This window comes from Methylobacterium sp. WL69, from assembly GCF_008039485.1.
GTDB lineage: Bacteria > Pseudomonadota > Alphaproteobacteria > Rhizobiales > Beijerinckiaceae > Methylobacterium.
This window is the reverse complement of the sequence record NZ_VRUZ01000007.1, coordinates 36,264-53,884: the sequence shown is the minus strand read 5'-3', so window position 1 is coordinate 53,884 and position 17,621 is coordinate 36,264. Positions and strand designations below refer to the sequence as shown.

Below are 17,621 nucleotides of genomic sequence, written 5' to 3'. Positions count from 1 at the left end.
GCGAAGGCAAACACACCGGATGCACATCGTCGACCGTCGTTTGAATCCCGGGGGCAAGAGCCTCGCCAACCGCCAGCGCTTCCTGCGCCGCGTGAAGGACATGGCCCAGCGCGCCGTGCGGGAATCCGCCCGCGAGAAGGACATCAAGGACCTCGGCAAGGATGGGCGCGTGTCGGTGCCCCTGGACGGCGTGCGCGAGCCGCGTTTCTCCCGCCAGTCCGGAACCGGGCTGCACGATCACATCCTGCCCGGCAACAAGACCTACGTGGAGGGCGACCGCATCGAGCGTCCGCCGTCCGGCGGCGGCGGCAAGGGCTCAGGCGAGGGCGGGGACGGCCAGGAGAACGGCGAGGACGCGTTCCGCTTCGTCCTCACCCGCGACGAGTTTCTGGAGCTCTTCCTCGAAGACCTCGAACTGCCGGACCTCGCCAAGCGGCGCCTGTCCGTGGTCGAGACCGAGGGCCTGAGGCGGGCCGGCTACACGGTGTCGGGCTCGCCCGCCAACCTCGCCCTGACCCGGACCCTGCGCAACTCCATGTCGCGGCGCATCGCCCTCAAGCGCCCGAAGCCCGACGAGGTCGCGGCGCTGGAAGCGCGCATCGCCGAGACCCCGTCGAGCCATCCCGACCTGCCCGACCTGCTCCTGGCCCTGGCGGCGCTCCGCGAGCGCACCAAGCGCATTCCCTACGTCGACCCCATCGACCTGCGCTACCGGCGCTTCGAGCCCTATCCGCGCCCCGTGGCCCAGGCGGTGATGTTCTGCCTCATGGACGTCTCGGGATCGATGACCGAGCACATGAAGGATCTCGCCAAGCGCTTCTACATCCTGCTGCACATCTTCCTGACGCGGCGCTACCGCCACGTCGAGATCGTCTTCATCCGCCATACGGACAAGGCGACGGAGGTGGACGAGGAAACCTTCTTCGGCTCGCGCGAGACCGGCGGCACCCTGGTCTCCTCGGCGCTGGTCGAGATGAAGCGCGTCATCACCGAGCGCTACGATCCCAACGACTGGAACATCTACGCGGCGCAGGCCTCCGACGGCGACAACGTCTCGTCGGACGGGCCGACCTCCACCGAGCTCCTGCGCGCCCACATCCTGCCCGCCTGCCAGCACTTCGCCTATCTGGAGGTCGGCGACGAGAACGGGCCCCGTGCCGGCTTCGTCGAGCACCGCACCACTTTGTGGCGCACCTACGAGGGGCTCGCCAAATCCGGTGGCGCCATCGCCATGCGCAAGGTCAACCACCGGCGCGACATCTATCCGGTGTTTCGGGAATTGTTCGGCCGCAAGGATGCGCGGGCCGAAGCCGAGGCTTGAGCCACGATTGCGTCCTCTCCCCTCTTACGGGGAGGGGAGGCGAGACGGACCGCTTGGGAGACAGGACGACCATGGTCGGCAGCATCATCCGTCCCATCCTCGATCCGGAGTCAGGCGGCCAACGGCCCCTGTTCACCGGCAACGACTGGGACTTCGACACGATCAAGCGCATCCATGACGCCTGCGAGGCCATCGCGGGCGGGGAGCTCGGCCTGTCGTGGTATCCGAACCAGATCGAGATCATCACCGCGGAGCAGATGCTCGACGCCTACGCGTCCATCGGCATGCCGCTGTTCTACAAGCACTGGTCGTTCGGTAAGCATTTCGCCCAGCACGAGGCCAGCTACCGGCGGGGCATGATGGGGCTCGCCTACGAAATCGTCATCAACTCCAACCCGTGCATCTCCTACGTCATGGAAGAGAACACGGCGACGATGCAGACCCTGGTGATCGCCCACGCGGCGTTCGGGCACAATCACTTCTTCAAGAACAACTACCTGTTCAAACAGTGGACCGATGCCGACGGCATCCTCGACTATCTCGATTTCGCGAAGGGCTTCATCACCCGCTGCGAGGAGCGCTACGGCCACGCCGCCGTGGAATCGGTCCTCGACGCCGCCCATGCCCTGATGAACCAGGGCGTCCACCGCTACCCCCGCAAGAAGCGGCCGGATCTCGCCTCCGAGCAGCGCCGCGAGCGCGAGCGTGCCGAGCACGGCGAGCAGGTCTACAACGACCTTTGGCGCACCCTGCCGCAGAAGATCGCCGGCGTGCGGCCCGACCTCGCCGTCGAGCGCCGCAAGGCGCTCCTCGAACTGCCCCAGGAGAACCTGCTCTACTTCCTCGAGAAGGCCGCCCCGCGCCTCAGGCCGTGGCAGCGCGAACTCCTGCGCATCGTCCGCCTGGTGGCGCAGTATTTCTACCCGCAGCGGCAGACCAAGGTGATGAACGAGGGCTGCGCCACCTACTGCCACTACCGGATCATGAACTCCCTGTCGCAGAAGGGGCTCATCGGCGAGGCGGCCTACCTCGAGTTCCTGACCTCGCACACCAACGTCATCCGCCAGCCGAACTACAGCGAGCGCGGCTACAACGGCCACAACCCCTACGCCATCGGGTTCGCCATGATGCAGGACATCGCCCGCATCGTGGAGCAGCCCACCGAGGAGGATCGGGCCTGGTTCCCCGACATCGCCGGCACGGGCGACGCCATGGCGACCCTGCGCGATATCTGGGCGAACTACCGCGACGAGAGCTTCATCGCGCAGTTCCTCTCACCCAAGCTCATGCGCGACATGCGCCTGTTCCACGTGGTCGACGATCCCGACGAGGCGGAGCTTCGCGTCGAGGCGATCCATGACGAGCGTGGCTACCGCAAGATGCGCCGCTCCTTCGCCCGCCAGTACGACGTCGCCTGGCTCGATCCCGACATCGAGGTCATGGACGTGGACCTCGAGGGCGATCGCCGCCTCATCGTCCACCACAAGGCGCTCAACCGCATCACCCTGCAGAAGGACGACGCCAAGCGGGTGCTCCAGCACCTGGCCGATCTCTGGGGCTACGATGCAGTTCTGAAGGAGATCGATCCGGCGACCGACGACGTGCTCGCCGAGCACCACGCCACGGCCCGGCCGATCTTTTTCTGATCGCCACGTTTGCCGCTCGTCCTGCGGGATGGGCGGCGGCTGTGGAACGCGCGAGCCGACATGAAAAAGGCCGAGGTGCAGAGCACCTCGGCCTTTTCCCGGAGCGGCGGGACCAGCGACGGGGCTGATCCTCAGGCTGTGATTGGTCGGAGTAGCAGGACTTGAACCTGCGACCCCCTGTCCCCCAGACAGGTGCGCTACCGGGCTGCGCTATACTCCGTCGGATCGCTCCGTAGTCCGTCGTTCCCATTGTCCCGAACCCCGACACGCATCCCTGGGGGAGGTGCGATCAACCGGGCCGGTCGACGGTGCGACACCCCTTGGCGGGGTGGAGGCGTCTTAGCTTTCCACCCTCCGGGACGCAACCCCTAAGGTGGCATCGAACACCAAGTCTCGATGGTCGATGCCACCGATTCCTCAGGCGTGCGACGGGGTGGCGTGGGGATCGTGCTTGTCGGGCGTGGTGTTGTCCGGGGACTTGCCGCGCTTCTTCGCGATCCAGATCAGAAGGTTCCGGATCACCACGTAGAACACCGGGGTGAGGAACAGGCCGAACAGGGTCGCGCCGATCATGCCGAAGCAAACGGCGGTGCCGAGGGCCTGACGCATCTCGGCGCCCGGACCCGTGGCGATGACCAGGGGCACGGTGCCGAGGATGAAGGCGAAGGCCGTCATCAGGATTGGGCGCAGGCGCAGGCGGCAGGCTTCGACGGCGGCGGCCACGGGCCCCTTGTGCTCCGTCTCCTCGAGTTGGTGGGCGAACTCGACGATGAGGATGGCGTTCTTGGCGGCTAGGCCCACGAGCACGATCAGACCGATCTGGGTCAGGATGTTGTTGTCCTGCCCCCGGAACTGCACCGCCGCGAGGGCCGCGAGGACGCCGGTCGGCACCACCAGGATGATGGCGAGCGGCAGCGCCCAGGACTCGTACTGGGCGGCGAGGACGAGGAACACGAGGAGCACGCCGAGGGCGAAGACGTACACGGCCGTGTTGCCCGTGGCCTTCTGCTGGAACGCGATTTCGGTCCAGTCGTAGGAATACCCCTCCGGCATGGTCTGGGCGATCTTCTCCATGGCCTCCAGGGCCTGTCCGGTGGAGATGCCGGGCTTGGCGTCGCCCTGGATCGGCACCGAGTAGAACAGGTTGAAGCGCTGGACGATCTGCGGTCCGCTGATCTCGCGGATGGAGGCCAGCGTTCCCATGGGCACGAGGGCGCCCGTGGACGAGCGGACCTTCAGCTGCTCGATGTCCCGCTTCTCCAGGCGGAACGCCGCGTCGGCCTGCATCCGGACCTGGTAGATGCGGCCGAAGGCGTTGAAGTCGTTGACGTAGGCGCCGCCGAGGTTGGCCTGAAGGGTCGCGAACACCGAGGCGAGGGGCACGTTCAGCATCCGCGCCATGGTGCGGTCGATGTCGATGAAGAGCTGCGGCGTGTCGTTGCCGAAGGTGGTGAAGACGCGCTGCACCTCCTTGCTCTGGTTGGCCTGGCTCAGCACCTCGTTGGCGGCCGCCAGCAGTGGGCCGATGGCCGAACTCTGGCGGCTCTCGATCTGCATCTTGAAGCCGCCGCCGTTGCCGAGACCGCGCACGGGTGGCGGCGGGATGAACAGGACCCGGGCTTCCTGAATCTCGGCGGTGGCCTTGAACACGTCGCCTGTGATCGCGGCGGCCGAGCGGCCCGTCGTCGCCCGCTCCTTGGCGCCCTTCAAGGTGAGGAACATCACCGCGCCGTTGGTGGTGTTGGTGAAGGTGGCGCCGTCGAAGCCCGAGATGATGACGGCGTTGGCGACGCCATCGACCTTGCGGGCGAGTTCGGCGGCGCGCCGCACCACCGCCGTGGTCCGCTCCAGGGCCGACCCGGCGGGAAGCTGGACGACGCCGATGAGGTAGCCCTGGTCCTGCTGCGGGATGAAGCCAGTGGGCACGGTGGTGACGAGGTGGATCGTACCGGCCAGGACACAGCCGTAGACGATGAGCATGCCGATGAGGCCGATCACCCGCCCGGTGAGGAACTGGATCACCCGGGCATAGCCGTTGGACAGGGCGTCGAAGCCGCGGTTGAAGGTGTTGGCGCACCAGGCGATGAACCGCGCGAGGAAGAACTTCGGCGGCTTGTGCTCGTGGTGGGGCTTCAGCAGCAGCTTGCACAAAGCCGGCGACAGGGTCAGCGAGTTGAACATCGAAATGATGGTCGAGGCCGCGATGGTGAGCGCGAACTGCTTGTAGAACTGCCCCGAGATACCCGGGATGAAGGCGGTGGGGATGAACACCGCCGACAGCACGAGGGCGATGGCCACCACGGCGCCGCCGACCTCGTCCATGGTCTTGTGGGCGGCGTCGCCGGGCGAGAGCCCCTCGGCCATGTTGCGCTCGACGTTCTCCACCACGACGATGGCGTCGTCGACCACGATGCCGATGGCGAGGACGAGTCCGAACAGGGTGAGGTTGTTCACGGAGAAGCCGAAGGCCGCCATGGCCGCGAAGGTGCCGATGAGCGACACGGGAATCGCGATCACCGGGATCAGCGCCGTGCGCCAGCTCTGGAGGAACACCAGCACCACGATGACCACGAGGACGACGGCCTCGAAGAGGGTCTTGTAGACCTCGTGCACCGACTCCTCGATGAACTCCGTCGGGTTGTAGGCGATCTTGTACTCGACGCCGGGGGGGAAGTTCTTGGCGATGGTGTCCATGGTCTGGCGCACCTGGCTCGCCGCCTCGAGGGCGTTGGTGCCGGGCCGCTGGAACACGCCGACGCCCACCGCCGGGGTCGCGTTGAGGAAGGACTGGGTGGTGTAGTCCTTCTGGCCCATCTCCGTCCGGCCGATGTCCTTGATGCGCACGAGGCGTCCGTCGGCGGCCTTGACGATGACCTCCGTGAACTCCTCCGGCGTCTGGAAGCGGCCCTGTGACTGGACCACGAGCTGGAACGCATTGGAGGCGGGAGCCGGCGGCGCCCCGAGGGCACCCGAGGCGACCTGGACGTTCTGCTCCTGCAGCGCGGTTAGGACGTCGGTGGTCGAGAGGCCGTAGGCGGCGAGCTTGTTGGGATCGAGCCAGATGCGCAGGGCGTACTCGCTGCCGCCGAACACCGTGATGTCGCCGACACCGTCGAGGCGCAGAAGCTCGTCGCGAATCCGGAGATAGATGTAGTTCGAGAGGTAGTTCTGGTCGTAGGTGTTGTCGGGCGAGAGCACGTGCACGACCAGCATCAGGTCGGGCGAGGCCTTGCGGACGGTCACGCCGAGGTTGCGCACGTCGGGCGGCAGGCGCGGCTGGGCGACCGAGAGGCGGTTCTGCACCAGCACGTTGGCGATATCGAGGTTGGTGCCGACCTTGAACGTGACGGTGAGCTGCATGTTGCCGTCGTTGGTCGACAACGACGTCATGTAGAGCATGTTGTCGACGCCGTTCACCTCCTGCTCGATGGGCGTCGCGATGGTCGCCGCCACGGTCTCGGCATTGGCGCCCGGATACGAGGCGCGCACCACCACGGTGGGCGGCACGATCTCGGGATACTGCGAGACCGGCAGGGACTCGTAGGCCACGTAGCCGATGATCAGGAACAGGATCGACGTGACGGACGCGAAGATCGGTCGATCGACGAAGAAGTGGGCAAAACGCATCGGGTGAACCTCTCGCCGTTCCGGGGTCGTGCGACCCGAACGGGACCGTCTTGTCGTCTGCGGTCGGGCACGCGGATCGTGGACGATCCGGGCGCACGTTCATTTCGGCTACGGCCGGCGCTTCGCCGACCGTTCTTTCATGGCGCGCCTTGCCCCCACCCGGCGCGCCGTGAACGGTTCGGGTCGTGTGCCGGTCCTAAGCGACGCCTGCACACGACCCCTGATCCTGTTCGAGACACGGGCGCGGGACCGGATGATCCGGGCCGCGCATCCTGTCCTCAGCCGTCCCCGTCAGCTCTTGCTCGCCGGCAGCGTCGAGGACTCGGCCGTGACCTTGGCGCCGGGCCGCACGCGGGACAGGCCGTTGACCACGACGTTCTCGTCGCCCTTCAGCCCGTCGCGGATCACCCGGTAGCCGTCGACCTTCGGCCCGAGCTTCACCTCCCGGGAGGCGACCGAACCGTCGTCGGCGACGAGGTAGACGACGCGCTTGTCCTGGTTGGCCGAGATGGCGTCGTCCGGAAGCAGAATGCCCTGGTAGGGCTTGGTGGCCGGCAGGGACACGATGCCGAACAGGCCCGGCTTGATGAACCCGTCGGGATTCTCGACGGTGGCCCGCAGCAGGACCGTGCCGGTGGCGTTGTCGACGCGGTTGTCGACGAAATCGAGGACGCCCTTGCGGGTCGGCTTCTCCTCGCCGGTGAGTGCGATGAGAATCGGAACGCCCTTGCCCTTCTGGGTCTGGCCCATGCCGATTCCGAGGGCGCCCTGGTACTTCAGGAAGGAGCGCTCATCGACGGTGAAGCCGAAGTAGATCGGGTCGAGGGAAACGATGGTGGTCAGCAGGGTCTGGTCGGTGATGACGATGTTGCCCTCGGTGACGAGGCGCCGGCTGATGCGGCCCGAGATCGGGGCCTTCACTTCGGTGAAGTCGTAGTTGAGCTGGGCTTGGCGCAGCTGCGCATCGGCGCTGTCGACGTCGGCCTGGGCCGTCTGCGAGGCCTGGCGACGCTGGTCCGTCACCTGCTCGGAGATGTTGCCCGAGCGGCTCAGGGTCTGGGCGCGGTCGAGATCGGTCTGCGAGAAGTTGAGGCGGGCCTTGGCCGAAACCAGGGCGGCCTGAGCCTGATCGAGGGCGGCCTTGTAGGGGCGCCGGTCGATGACGAAGAGCAGGTCGCCCTTCTTCACCGTCGCACCGTCCTGGAAGTTCAGCTTCTCGAGATAGCCGGTGACGCGGGCGCGGACATCGACGATCTCCACGGGGTCGAACCGGCCCGTGTACATGTCGGTCTCGACGATCTCGCGCACCACGGGCTTCGCCGTCGTCACCTTCGGCGGCGGCCCGCCGGGCGCCTGGGCGAGGGCCGGCAGTCCCGCTAGCGCGAGGCCGAGGGCCGGAAGGAAGCGGAAGAGCAGGCGCCTGCGCATATCGATAATCCCTATGCCCTGCGAGCTAGAGGTCTGGCATCGACCTTGTTGTGCGCTGTCGCACATGATCGTCCGCCCCGTCGCAGCCGTCCCGCTATTTGAAATCACGGCGACGGAATGCCGGATGGTCGGCCGTCACCGCTCGATCGCTTCGCCGGCTGCGTACCAATCCTTGAATCCACCGACATAGTGCCCGTCGATGGAGAGGCCGGCCCGCTGGGCGGCCGCCAACGCATGCACCGAGCGGATTCCGGCGGCGCAGGAGAAGACGGGCCGTCGCCCATCCTCGGATACGAGGGCGGCGATGGTGTCCGGATCGAAGGTCGACAGGGGATGCGTGATCGAGCCCGGAATGCGGCCGCCGGCAAATTCGTGCGCCTCGCGCACGTCGATGAGCAGGAGCGTCCCGTCGGCGAGGCCGGCCTTGATCGCGTCCCGGTCCAGATCGACCACGTTCATGCCGGTATCCCCGCTGTCCTGATCCTCCTTTAGGCGCGTGCCGGCGTGGCCGCAACGCGTTCGGTCAGCACCGCATCCACCCGCGCGAAATGCGCCGTCCAGTCTGGCGGCGCGTAGCCGTCGAGGCGCGCCACGAGGTCCGCCCGCAGGGGGGATGCGTCAGCGCACAGCGCTTCGATGGCCCCGCGCCAGCCCGGCCCATCCAGGGGATCGAGGAAGTGGGCGAACCCGCCTCCGATCTCGCGGTGAACGGCGAGGTCGGAGGCGACCACCGGCAGGCCGCAGGCCGCCGCCTCCACGACCGGCAGGCCGTACCCTTCCGCGAAGGAGGGCATCAGGAGCGCGGTCGCGCCCTGGAGCAGGCGGGCGAGTCCGTGGCTGGAAAGGCCGCCGACCTCGATCACGTGGTCCCGCATGGCCGGGCAGCGCTCCAGCATGTCGACGATGTTCTCCGCCTCCCAGCCGCGCCGGCCGACGAGGACGAGGCGCGGAGTCGCCGGCCCATGGCGCTGGGCGAGGTCGCGCCAGAGGTTGAGCAGGCCGAGGTGATTCTTGCGCGGCTCGATGGTGCCGCAGGCCACGAAGGTCGGGCGGTCGGGCACCAGGGCGGGCGCGCCGGGAGCCGGCCGGAACACCGGCTCGACGCCGAGCCAGGCCACCGTCGTCGGACGTCCGGGCAGGCCACGGGCCGCGAGGTATCCCGAAAAATGCGCCGCCACGTCGGCCGAGTTCACGAGGACGTGGGCGGCATGGGCCGCGATGGTGCCCATGCGCACGGCGTGGCGCTCCGCCTCGCCGGGCCGGCCGTATTCCGGATAGGCGATGGGGATGAGGTCGTGGACGAAGAAGACCGGGCGGATGTCGCGTCGGTCGTACAGCCAGTCGAACCGCTCCGGCCGGTCGAGGCGCAGGTGCGAGGTGTGGAGATAGATGGTTCCGGCGGGCAGGCGGTCGGGTCCGCGCGCGCGCAAAACCGTCCACGCCGTGCGGGCCTGGAGGCGTCGACGCGCCTGAGAATCCGAGCGAGGAGGCCGGCTCGCCGTCTCGCGCGTCGGCGCCCCGAGGGCGGCGGCGAGACGGCGATAGACCGGATCGTCCTCGGCTGCCCGATCCTCGACCCAGCCCGCCGCCACCGCCTCGACGATCCGCAGCGCCTCCGCCCGCTCCAGCACCTTCGGGCCGAGGGCCGTCGAAACGAGGCCGAAGCGCGCGCCGTCCTGAGCCAGGACGTGGCGGGCATAGGCGAGGTCGACCCGGTCGATTCCGCTGGGACTGGCGTGGCGAAGCCGCGTGATCAGGCGGGTGAGATCGAAGGCGATCGAGGGGACGGGCATGATTCTCCGGTTGCGTTCAGCCTCGCCGTCGTATCGAAGCGGCGGCGATCCCGCCTATATGCTTGGCGCGATCCCGCAACGCCACCCGAACCCGAGCAACGCCCGTGTCTCCCGGTTACCTGCCCTTCGCGGGCGCCCTCGATCTGCCCGCCTACACCTGTGACAATTGCGGCTTCTGGCAGCGTCACTTCACGGTGCCGGCGTCCTGCCCCATGTGTCTCGATGCGCGCCACGTGGTGCCGCAGAACGGCTGGCAGTTCTGGACCGAGGCCGAGGCGCAGGAGCGCTTCCCCTGCCATTGGGAAGAACTGGAGCCGGGGGTCTGGCGCTTCTGGAACGACCCCGTCTCGGGCATCGGCCCGAGCGCGTACCTGATCCAGACACCGCAGGGGAACATGGGCTTCGAAGCCTGCCCGGTCTTCAGCGAGGCGGCGCTCCGGCACATCGCGACCCTCGGCGGGATGCAGGTGCTGTCGTCCTCCCACCCACATGCCTACGGCGCGCTGGTGCAGCTGCAGGATCGCTTCGACCCGGAGGTGTGCCTGCCGGCGGCCGACTTCGTCTGGAGCGCCGCACTCCAGGTGTCGTGGCCCTACGACGACTTCCTCGAACCGCTGCCGGGCCTCGAACTCCATCGCACCGCCGGCCATTTCGACGGCCACGCGGTCTTGTTCGATCGCGCGCGAAAGATCCTGTTCTGCGGCGACGCCCTGAAGTTCGAACTCGACCCGAAGGACTTTCGCCGGGCCACGACGATCTCGGCCCACAAGGCGTTCGTGCGCGGGGTGCCGCTCACGACGAACGAGCTGCGGCGCTACCGCGACGTGTTCGCCGCCCTCGACTTCACCCAGACCTGGACTCCGTTCGAGCCGGCCGCCAATTGCGGACGGCCCGAGGTGCTGGCCCTCCTCGACGGCATGCTGGCGACCCGCCCGCATGCCGCTCCGGTACCGCTCGACTCGCTGCGGCGCTGACGCTCAGGCCCGGCCCTTCGCGGTCTGGCCGAACATCACCTTCTTGGCGTCCGCGCTCATGGTCTTGCCGTGGTCGGGGTTGACCTCCGGGGCGCGGGCATAGGCCGCCCGGGTGGCCGGGCGCTCGGCGATGGCGGTGAACCAGCGTGCGAGGTGGGGGAAGTCGGACAGGGTCTGGCCCTGCTTCTCGTACGGCACGATCCACGGATAGGCGGCCATGTCGGCGATGGAGTAATCGGCGCCCGCCACGAATTCGCGGTCGGCCAGACGCCGGTCGAGGACGCCGTAAAGGCGGTTGGTCTCCTTGACGTAGCGGTCGACGGCGTAGGGAATTTTTTCGGGCGCGTACTGGCTGAAATGGTGGTTCTGCCCGAGCATGGGCCCGAGGCCGCCCATCTGCCAGAACAGCCATTGCAGCACCTCGGCGCGGCCGCGCAGATCCCGGGCGATGAACCGGCCGGTCTTCTCGGCGAGGTAGAGCAGGATCGCGCCGGACTCGAACAGGGCGACCGGCTTGCCGCCGTCCACCGGTGCGTGATCGACGATGGCCGGCATGCGGTTGTTGGGGGCGATGGCGAGGAAGTCCGGCCTGAACTGGTCGCCGGCGCCGATGTTCACCGGCTTGATCGCGTAGGGCAGGCCGGCCTCTTCGAGGAACAGCGTCACCTTGTGGCCGTTCGGCGTCGGCCAGTAATGCAGATCGATCATCGGGCACCTCATACGCGCGGGCCGTCGCGTCGGCCGCTGTGGCCGAGTTGGCGCCGGGGTGGGCCGGGTTCAAGCGCCCGGTCCGGGTTCGATCGAATGCAACGGGTTCGCGCGCCCTTCGCTTAACGGGTTGCGTGCTCTTCTCGTCGGAGCGGGTGAGGGAGACGGCCCATGATCAGCGCAGTGTCGATCAGCAGCGGCGGGATGGCGGCGGCGACGCAGCGATTCGCCCAGGCCGCCGAAGGCGTGGCGACCATCGGCACCAGCCTGCCGGCGGCGACCCAGGTCGATCTGTCGAGCACGGCCCTGAACCTCATGGAGGCCAAGACCGATGTCAGCCTCAACGCAGCCATTCTGCGCACCTCGCTGGACATGGAAAAACGCGTCCTCGACATCCTCGCCTGAGCGCATCCATCCTTGCCCGGACCCCGCAAAGCTCCTATGAGCCGTGGGGCGTCGAGAACGCGTCGGGGTGTAGCGCAGCCTGGTAGCGCATCTGGTTTGGGACCAGAGGGTCGTAGGTTCGAATCCTATCGCCCCGACCATCTCTCGACCGGCAAACCCCGTGACCGTTGGGAACCGTCCGATGTCGAGCGCCCGGATCTACCAGCCCGCCAAGGACGCATCGCAGTCCGGGATGGCGCGCACCAAGGTCTGGGTCCTCGAATTCGACCAGAGCACCCCGCGCGAGGCCGATCCGCTCATGGGCTGGACCGGCTCCTCCGACATGCTGCAGCAGGTGCGCCTGGAATTCGAGACCCGCGACGAGGCCATCGCCTACGCCACCCGCGCCGGCCTGTCCTACCGGGTCGAGGAGCCGCACCGGCCCATCGTCCGCAAGGGCCTGTCCTACTCGGACAACTTCAAATTCAACCGCACGGCACCCTGGACGCACTGATCCCGCCGGGGCACGCCCCCGTCAGAGCTGGATCAGGACCGTGACCGCGCCGAAGATCAGCACCGAGGCGACCGTCACGGCCAGGAGGATCAGGGCGGCGCGTGATTCGCGCAGGTCGTTCTCGGTCATCGTGCGAGGCTAGCGTCGGATCGCGCCCAAGCCAATCGCTCAACTGTTGCCGCTCTCGCGAGCGCGCCAAGCCGCGTAGGGATGCTCCTCCGCCGTCACCGGGTGGTGGCTCACCCGCATCGGCTGTTCGTCGAGGGGACGGCACAATTCCGCGTAGATGCCGGCGCCGATGAGGCCGTAGGCTTCTCCATCCTCCGCCGTGTAGGCGAAGTAGGCCTCGCGGATGCCCGAGAGCCGCATGGCGGCGTGGCACATGGGACAGGGGCGTCCGCTCGCGTAGACGACGCAACCGTCGAGCTTCGACGAGCCCAGCCGTCGGCTGGCTTCGCGGATCGCCACCATCTCGGCGTGGTCCGTCGGGTCGTTGGTCTCCGCCGTCCGGTTGACGGCGCGGACCAGCACCGTACCGTCGCGGACGATCACGGCGCCGTAGGGCCTTCCCCCCGACAGGACGTTGCCGTGGGCGAGGGCAACGGCGTCGTGCAGATGGGTTTCGTGGCTCATGGTCGGCCGGTCTCCAAACGAGGGTCAGAATGCATAACGCACGGTGCAGTAGGGCATCCGTTCGGCCAGAAGCGCGGTGAAGCGGGCGAGCCAGCGACCTTTCCAGCCCGTGCGGTAGCGCAGGTTCGCCCCACCGCCCTGCGAGACCTTGGCCTCCTGGATGTCCGGGCGCCACAGGAGATCCTCGGCCTTCGGGTGCCAGCCGAGGTTGACCGCGTGCAGATCGGCATTGTGGGTCAGCATGATGATTTCGGCCTTGACCTGAGCCCGGGCCGCGTCCCCGATTCCGGCGTCGATGGCCGCGAACAGCTCGGCCCAGTCCGCCTCCCAGCCCTCGTAGAGGATGACCGGCGAGAAATTCAGGTGGACCTCGTAGCCGGCGGCCACGAAGTCGTCGATGGCGGCGATCCGCTCCGGGATCGGGCTCGTGCGGACATCGACGACTCGGGCGATGCGCTCCGGCATCATGGAAAACCGGATGCGGGTCTTGCCCTGCGGGTCGTAGGTCAGGAGATCGCGGTTCACCGCCTTGGTGGCGAAGGAGGCCTTGGCGTTGGGCAGGGTGCGGAACAGGCCGACGAGGTCGCGTACCGTATCGCTGATCGCGGCATCGACGGAGAGGTCGCCATTCTCGCCGAGGTCGTAGACCCAGAGCGCCGGGTCGACGCTGTCCGGCTCGGGCAGGGGGCCCTGCCGGTCGGCATGCCGGCGGATGGCGGCGCTGACCGCCTCGACGTTGACGAAAAGCGAGATCGGATTCGCGAATCCCTTGCGGCGCGGCACGTAGCAATAGGCGCAGGCCATGGCGCAGCCGTTGGAGGTCGAGGGCGCGATGAAGTGGGCGCTGCGGCCGTTGGGCCGCATGGTCAGTCCCTTCTTCACCCCGAGGACGAGGGTGGAGCGCTTGATCCGCACCCAATCCTCCACCGATCCGGCGTTGCCGTGCAGGGCGGGGATGTTCCAGTGCGAGGGAACCGGGATGCGCTCGGCATCGGGGAAGCGATCGAGGATCGCCCGTCCCCGCGAAAACGCGGCGACCGCCGGCTCGTGATAGATCGTCCGGATGTCGATGAGGTCGCGCGAAAGTCCCATGCCGCCTGACATGGGACTCTCGCCGCCTGCGGCGAGGCAGGTGCGGCTTTCGCGTTGTGGATGAGGGGTTGTCGGGAAGTTCGGAGGCGTTGTCGTTCTCGGGGTGAAATCCGACAATCACCGGGCGTTTCGCGCGGGACGCGAAGCCCCGTCGCCGTCTCGTCAGAGCCGCGCCAGAAGCTCGGCCTTCTTGGCCGCGAATTCCCCCTCCGTCAGGACGCCCTTGCGCTGCAGTTCCGCCAGGCGTTCCAGGGTCGCGAGCACATCGTCGGCCGACGATGGCGGGCGGGGTGCTGCCGGCTCCGGGCGTTGCAGGGGCTCGGGCGTGAACGGCTTCGGCTGCGGGGTCGGTTCGGGGGTGCTCGGCTCGTCCTGCCCCGCCGCGTCGCCATCGATCCGGCGCAGGGTCTCGAGGTCGATGACTCCATCGGGCCCGGAGAAGCGTAGGCTGCGGGTGCCACCCTGCTGCTGCGAAACACCGGTGATGTGGTGGCCTTCCGTGTCGTAGACGGCGACCTGCCCGTCCGCCTCCACGGCAACGCGCTGTGCGTGCGGGAAGTATGCGTAGCGCTGGCCGTTCTGAGCTCCGGACGTCGCCGGTCGTCCGAGGCCTCGCGGCCACCACGCGCCGGAGACGCCGTCCCGTTCGGCGAACCCCGCCGGCGGCAAGGCGTCGGCCAGGGCGCCGCACAAGGCGGCGACGCGGGCCTTGAGGCCGGAATCGAACATGTTGCCGATCATCGTCATGCCCCCTGACGACCACTGGCCGAAGCCACCGAGTTCCGGATGGTTGAACTGGGCCATGGTGCCGTGCCCGGCCTCGAGGGCACGGACGAGGTGGCGCACGGCGTCGAGGCTCACCCCGTGCCGGTCCGCGATGGTCTGGAGGCCGTTGGGCTGGTCGGTCATCGGTATGCCTCGGCGGAAAGGTGTCTGTCGAACGGCGCGGATCACGTCGCAACGCCCATGCCGTGGGATCGTGCCACGGACAGGGGGCAGGTGTCGTGCCTTTGGCTCCCCGCCAAGGGTCGCCGACCCCGCTTCGCGCCGCAAAAAGTTTTCCGCCACGGGGGACCTTCAACCCAAGCGTAAGCGTTGCCGTAGCGGTTTTGGCGTGCCGTGACGCCCGGTGTTTGCGCCACACCGGGTCCGGCACCGTCCCTGGAGCAGTTATGGCAGACGATTTTTCTCAGACCGGCAGGGCGTCCGCGCAGGGTTCCGCGCGGCGATCGCGCATCAAGGAAGGCTCGCCCTATCCCCTCGGCGCCAACTGGGACGGGCTCGGCGTCAACTTCGCCCTGTTCTCCGCTCACGCCACCAAGGTCGAACTGTGCCTGTTCGACGATGCCGGCGAGGAGGAACTCGAGCGCATCGAGTTGCCCGAATACACCGACGAGATCTGGCACGGCTACCTGCCGGACGCGCGTCCCGGCACCATCTACGGCTACCGCGTGCACGGTCCCTACGAGCCGAAGGCCGGCCACCGCTTCAACCCAAACAAGCTGCTCATCGATCCCTACGCCAAGGGTCTGGTCGGCTCCATCACCTGGAACCCGGCCCTGTTCGGCTACCAGATGGAGACGGGCGACGACCTGACCTTCGACGAGCGCGACTCGGCGCCGTTCACCCGGCGCAGCCGCGTCATCGACCCGGCCTTCACCTGGGGACGTGACCGCAAGCCCCACGTGCCGTGGGAGAAGACGATCTTCTACGAGACCCACGTGAAGGGTTTCACCAAGCTGCACCCGGCCGTGCCGGAGAAGCTGCGTGGTACCTATGCGGGCCTCGGAACTCCGGCGGTGCTCGACTACATCAAGAGCCTCGGCGTCACCTCCGTCGAGCTCCTGCCGGTCCATGCCTTCGTGCAGGACGATTACCTGCAGGAAAAGGACCTGGTGAACTACTGGGGCTACAACACGATCTCGTTCTTCACGCCCGCCCGCCGCTACGCGGCCGTGCCGGACTTCGCCTTCTCCGAGTTCAAGGAGATGGTCGCCCGCATGCACGGCGCCGGCCTCGAGGTGATTCTCGACGTGGTCTATAACCACACGGCCGAGGGCAACGAGAAGGGGCCGACCCTGTCCTACAAGGGCGTCGACAACGCCTCGTACTACCGGCTGATGCCGAAAGAGCCGCGCTACTACATCAACGACACTGGCACGGGGAACACGTTCAACCTGTCGCACCCCCGCGTCCTGCAGCTCGTGACGGACTCGCTTCGCTACTGGGCCACCGAGATGCGGGTCGACGGCTTCCGGTTCGATCTCGCCACGATCCTGGGCCGCGAGCCGCACGGATTCGACGAGGGCGGCGGCTTCCTCGACACCTGCAGGCAGGACCCGGTGCTCAACTCGGTCAAGCTCATTGCCGAGCCGTGGGATTGCGGACCGGGCGGCTATCAGGTCGGCGGCTTCCCGCCGGGCTGGGCCGAGTGGAACGACCGCTACCGCGACGACGTGCGCGGATTCTGGCGGGGCGACGAGGGGCTGCTTCCCTCCCTCGCGTCGCGCCTCACGGGATCGGCCGACAAGTTCAACAAGCGCGGGCGCAAGCCCTGGGCGTCCGTGAACTTCCTCACCGCCCATGATGGTTTCACGCTGAACGACACGGTGTCGTATAACGAGAAGCATAACATCGCGAACGGCGAGAACAACCGCGACGGCCATTCGCACAATCTCTCGAACAATTACGGCGTCGAGGGACCGACGGATGATCCCGAGATCCGGGCCGTGCGCCTGCGCCAGATGCGCAACATGCTGGCAACCCTGTTCCTGTCCCGTGGAACGCCGATGCTGCTTGCGGGTGATGAGTTCGCCCGCACGCAGAACGGCAACAACAACGCCTATTGTCAGGACAACGAGATTTCCTGGCTCGACTGGGGCGCCATCGGCCCGGAGGAACGGGATCTCACCGAGTTCACCCAGCGCCTGATGATCCTTCGCGAATCGCTGCCTATTCTCACACGGGGGCGCTTCCTCACGGGCGATTTCGATGAGGAACTTGGGGTTCGCGACGTCACGTGGCTGACCCCCGACGGCACCGAGATGACGCCCGAGAACTGGTCTCAGGGCGATGCGCGGTCGCTCGCCGTGGTCCTCGACGGCCGGGCGCAGGTCTCGGGCATCCAGCGCCGGGGCGGCGATGCGACCCTGCTCCTGCTCTACAACGCCTACCACGACCTCGTTTCGTTCACCCTGCCGGCCACCGTCGGCGCCACGGCCTGGACGCGCCTCCTCGACACCAACCTGCCCGACAGCCAGGAGGTCGTCAGCGTGCCCGTGGGCGAGCGCTACGACGTCACCGGACGGTCGATGCTGATGTTCGTGCTCAAGCCCGAGGAAGTCGAGGACAGCGAGGTGACGGAGATGGAGCGGTCGTATCAGCACGTGATGCAGGCGTTCGAGCGCGCCAACATCGACAACGTCCGCTTTGGCGCCCGCAAGGAGTGACCGTCGCAGGGACGGTGCCGGTCCGGCATCGTCCCTGCCTCGAAGGCGTGGG

Annotated in this window: 14 protein-coding genes and 2 tRNA genes; 7 read left to right on the top strand and 9 right to left on the bottom strand. The window is 67.7% G+C overall.

The genetic code is table 11. From position 1 onward, the window contains the following. The first annotated feature begins 19 nt into the window (after positions 1-19). Both FV218_RS03980 and FV218_RS03975 read left to right on the top strand, forming a co-directional pair. The gene (locus tag FV218_RS03980; protein WP_147708788.1) at positions 20-1,321 is read left to right on the top strand and encodes a YeaH/YhbH family protein; all 1,302 of its coding nucleotides are present in this window, start codon (positions 20-22) and stop codon (positions 1,319-1,321) included. A 71-nt stretch (positions 1,322-1,392) separates the two neighbouring features. Further along, entirely contained in the window at positions 1,393-2,967 is a 1,575-nt protein-coding gene (locus FV218_RS03975; RefSeq protein WP_147708787.1) for a SpoVR family protein, read from the top strand. A 143-nt stretch (positions 2,968-3,110) separates the two neighbouring features. Here FV218_RS03975 and FV218_RS03970 read toward each other — a convergent pair. The 5 genes from FV218_RS03970 to FV218_RS03950 all read right to left on the bottom strand — a co-directional run bounded on the left by FV218_RS03970 (position 3,111) and on the right by FV218_RS03950 (position 9,815). After that, positions 3,111-3,187, bottom strand: a tRNA-Pro gene (locus FV218_RS03970). A gap of 197 nt (positions 3,188-3,384) precedes the next feature. Next, positions 3,385-6,594: a multidrug efflux RND transporter permease subunit gene (locus FV218_RS03965; RefSeq protein ID WP_147708786.1), complete on the bottom strand. Its 3,210-nt coding sequence runs from the start codon at positions 6,592-6,594 to the stop codon at positions 3,385-3,387. 291 nt (positions 6,595-6,885) lie between these two features. Further along, positions 6,886-8,022, bottom strand: coding sequence for an efflux RND transporter periplasmic adaptor subunit (locus FV218_RS03960; protein WP_056093970.1), 1,137 nt, complete (start codon positions 8,020-8,022; stop codon positions 6,886-6,888). Positions 8,023-8,157: 135 nt separating this feature from the next. Further along, positions 8,158-8,481, bottom strand: coding sequence for a rhodanese-like domain-containing protein (locus FV218_RS03955; protein WP_147708785.1), 324 nt, complete (start codon positions 8,479-8,481; stop codon positions 8,158-8,160). Positions 8,482-8,510: 29 nt separating this feature from the next. Continuing rightward, positions 8,511-9,815: a glycosyltransferase family 1 protein gene (locus FV218_RS03950; protein ID WP_147708784.1), complete on the bottom strand. Its 1,305-nt coding sequence runs from the start codon at positions 9,813-9,815 to the stop codon at positions 8,511-8,513. Positions 9,816-9,919: 104 nt separating this feature from the next. Here FV218_RS03950 and FV218_RS03945 point away from each other — a divergent pair, with 104 nt between their 5' ends. Next, entirely contained in the window at positions 9,920-10,789 is an 870-nt protein-coding gene (locus tag FV218_RS03945) for an MBL fold metallo-hydrolase (protein WP_147708783.1), read from the top strand. Between the two features lie 3 nt (positions 10,790-10,792). Here the strand turns inward: FV218_RS03945 and FV218_RS03940 are convergent, their stop codons facing one another. Next, on the bottom strand, positions 10,793-11,497 hold the full coding sequence (locus tag FV218_RS03940; RefSeq protein WP_147708782.1) for a glutathione binding-like protein: 705 nt from the start codon (positions 11,495-11,497) through the stop codon (positions 10,793-10,795). Between the two features lie 171 nt (positions 11,498-11,668). Here FV218_RS03940 and FV218_RS03935 point away from each other — a divergent pair, with 171 nt between their 5' ends. The 3 genes from FV218_RS03935 (at position 11,669) to FV218_RS03925 (ending at position 12,395) form a co-directional block, all read left to right on the top strand. Next, the gene (locus FV218_RS03935; RefSeq protein WP_147708781.1) at positions 11,669-11,902 is read left to right on the top strand and encodes a hypothetical protein; all 234 of its coding nucleotides are present in this window, start codon (positions 11,669-11,671) and stop codon (positions 11,900-11,902) included. Between the two features lie 63 nt (positions 11,903-11,965). Then, positions 11,966-12,042: transfer RNA gene (locus FV218_RS03930), tRNA-Pro, on the top strand. A gap of 41 nt (positions 12,043-12,083) precedes the next feature. Further along, complete coding sequence (locus FV218_RS03925) at positions 12,084-12,395, top strand: ETC complex I subunit (RefSeq protein ID WP_147708780.1); 312 nt, start codon at positions 12,084-12,086, stop codon at positions 12,393-12,395. A 168-nt stretch (positions 12,396-12,563) separates the two neighbouring features. On the opposite strand, the gene FV218_RS03920 is transcribed toward FV218_RS03925, so the two are convergent. From FV218_RS03920 to FV218_RS03910, 3 genes are all read right to left on the bottom strand, one after another. Continuing rightward, the gene (locus tag FV218_RS03920; RefSeq protein ID WP_147708779.1) at positions 12,564-13,028 is read right to left on the bottom strand and encodes a nucleoside deaminase; all 465 of its coding nucleotides are present in this window, start codon (positions 13,026-13,028) and stop codon (positions 12,564-12,566) included. A 24-nt stretch (positions 13,029-13,052) separates the two neighbouring features. Continuing rightward, complete coding sequence (locus FV218_RS03915; RefSeq protein WP_147708813.1) at positions 13,053-14,120, bottom strand: spore photoproduct lyase family protein; 1,068 nt, start codon at positions 14,118-14,120, stop codon at positions 13,053-13,055. A gap of 162 nt (positions 14,121-14,282) precedes the next feature. Beyond that, the gene (locus tag FV218_RS03910) at positions 14,283-15,029 is read right to left on the bottom strand and encodes an SHOCT domain-containing protein (protein WP_147708778.1); all 747 of its coding nucleotides are present in this window, start codon (positions 15,027-15,029) and stop codon (positions 14,283-14,285) included. Positions 15,030-15,292: 263 nt separating this feature from the next. Here FV218_RS03910 and glgX point away from each other — a divergent pair, with 263 nt between their 5' ends. Then, positions 15,293-17,569 (top strand): glycogen debranching protein GlgX, encoded by a 2,277-nt coding sequence (gene glgX, locus FV218_RS03905; protein WP_147708777.1) that lies wholly within the window; start codon positions 15,293-15,295, stop codon positions 17,567-17,569. Positions 17,570-17,621 lie beyond the last annotated feature (52 nt).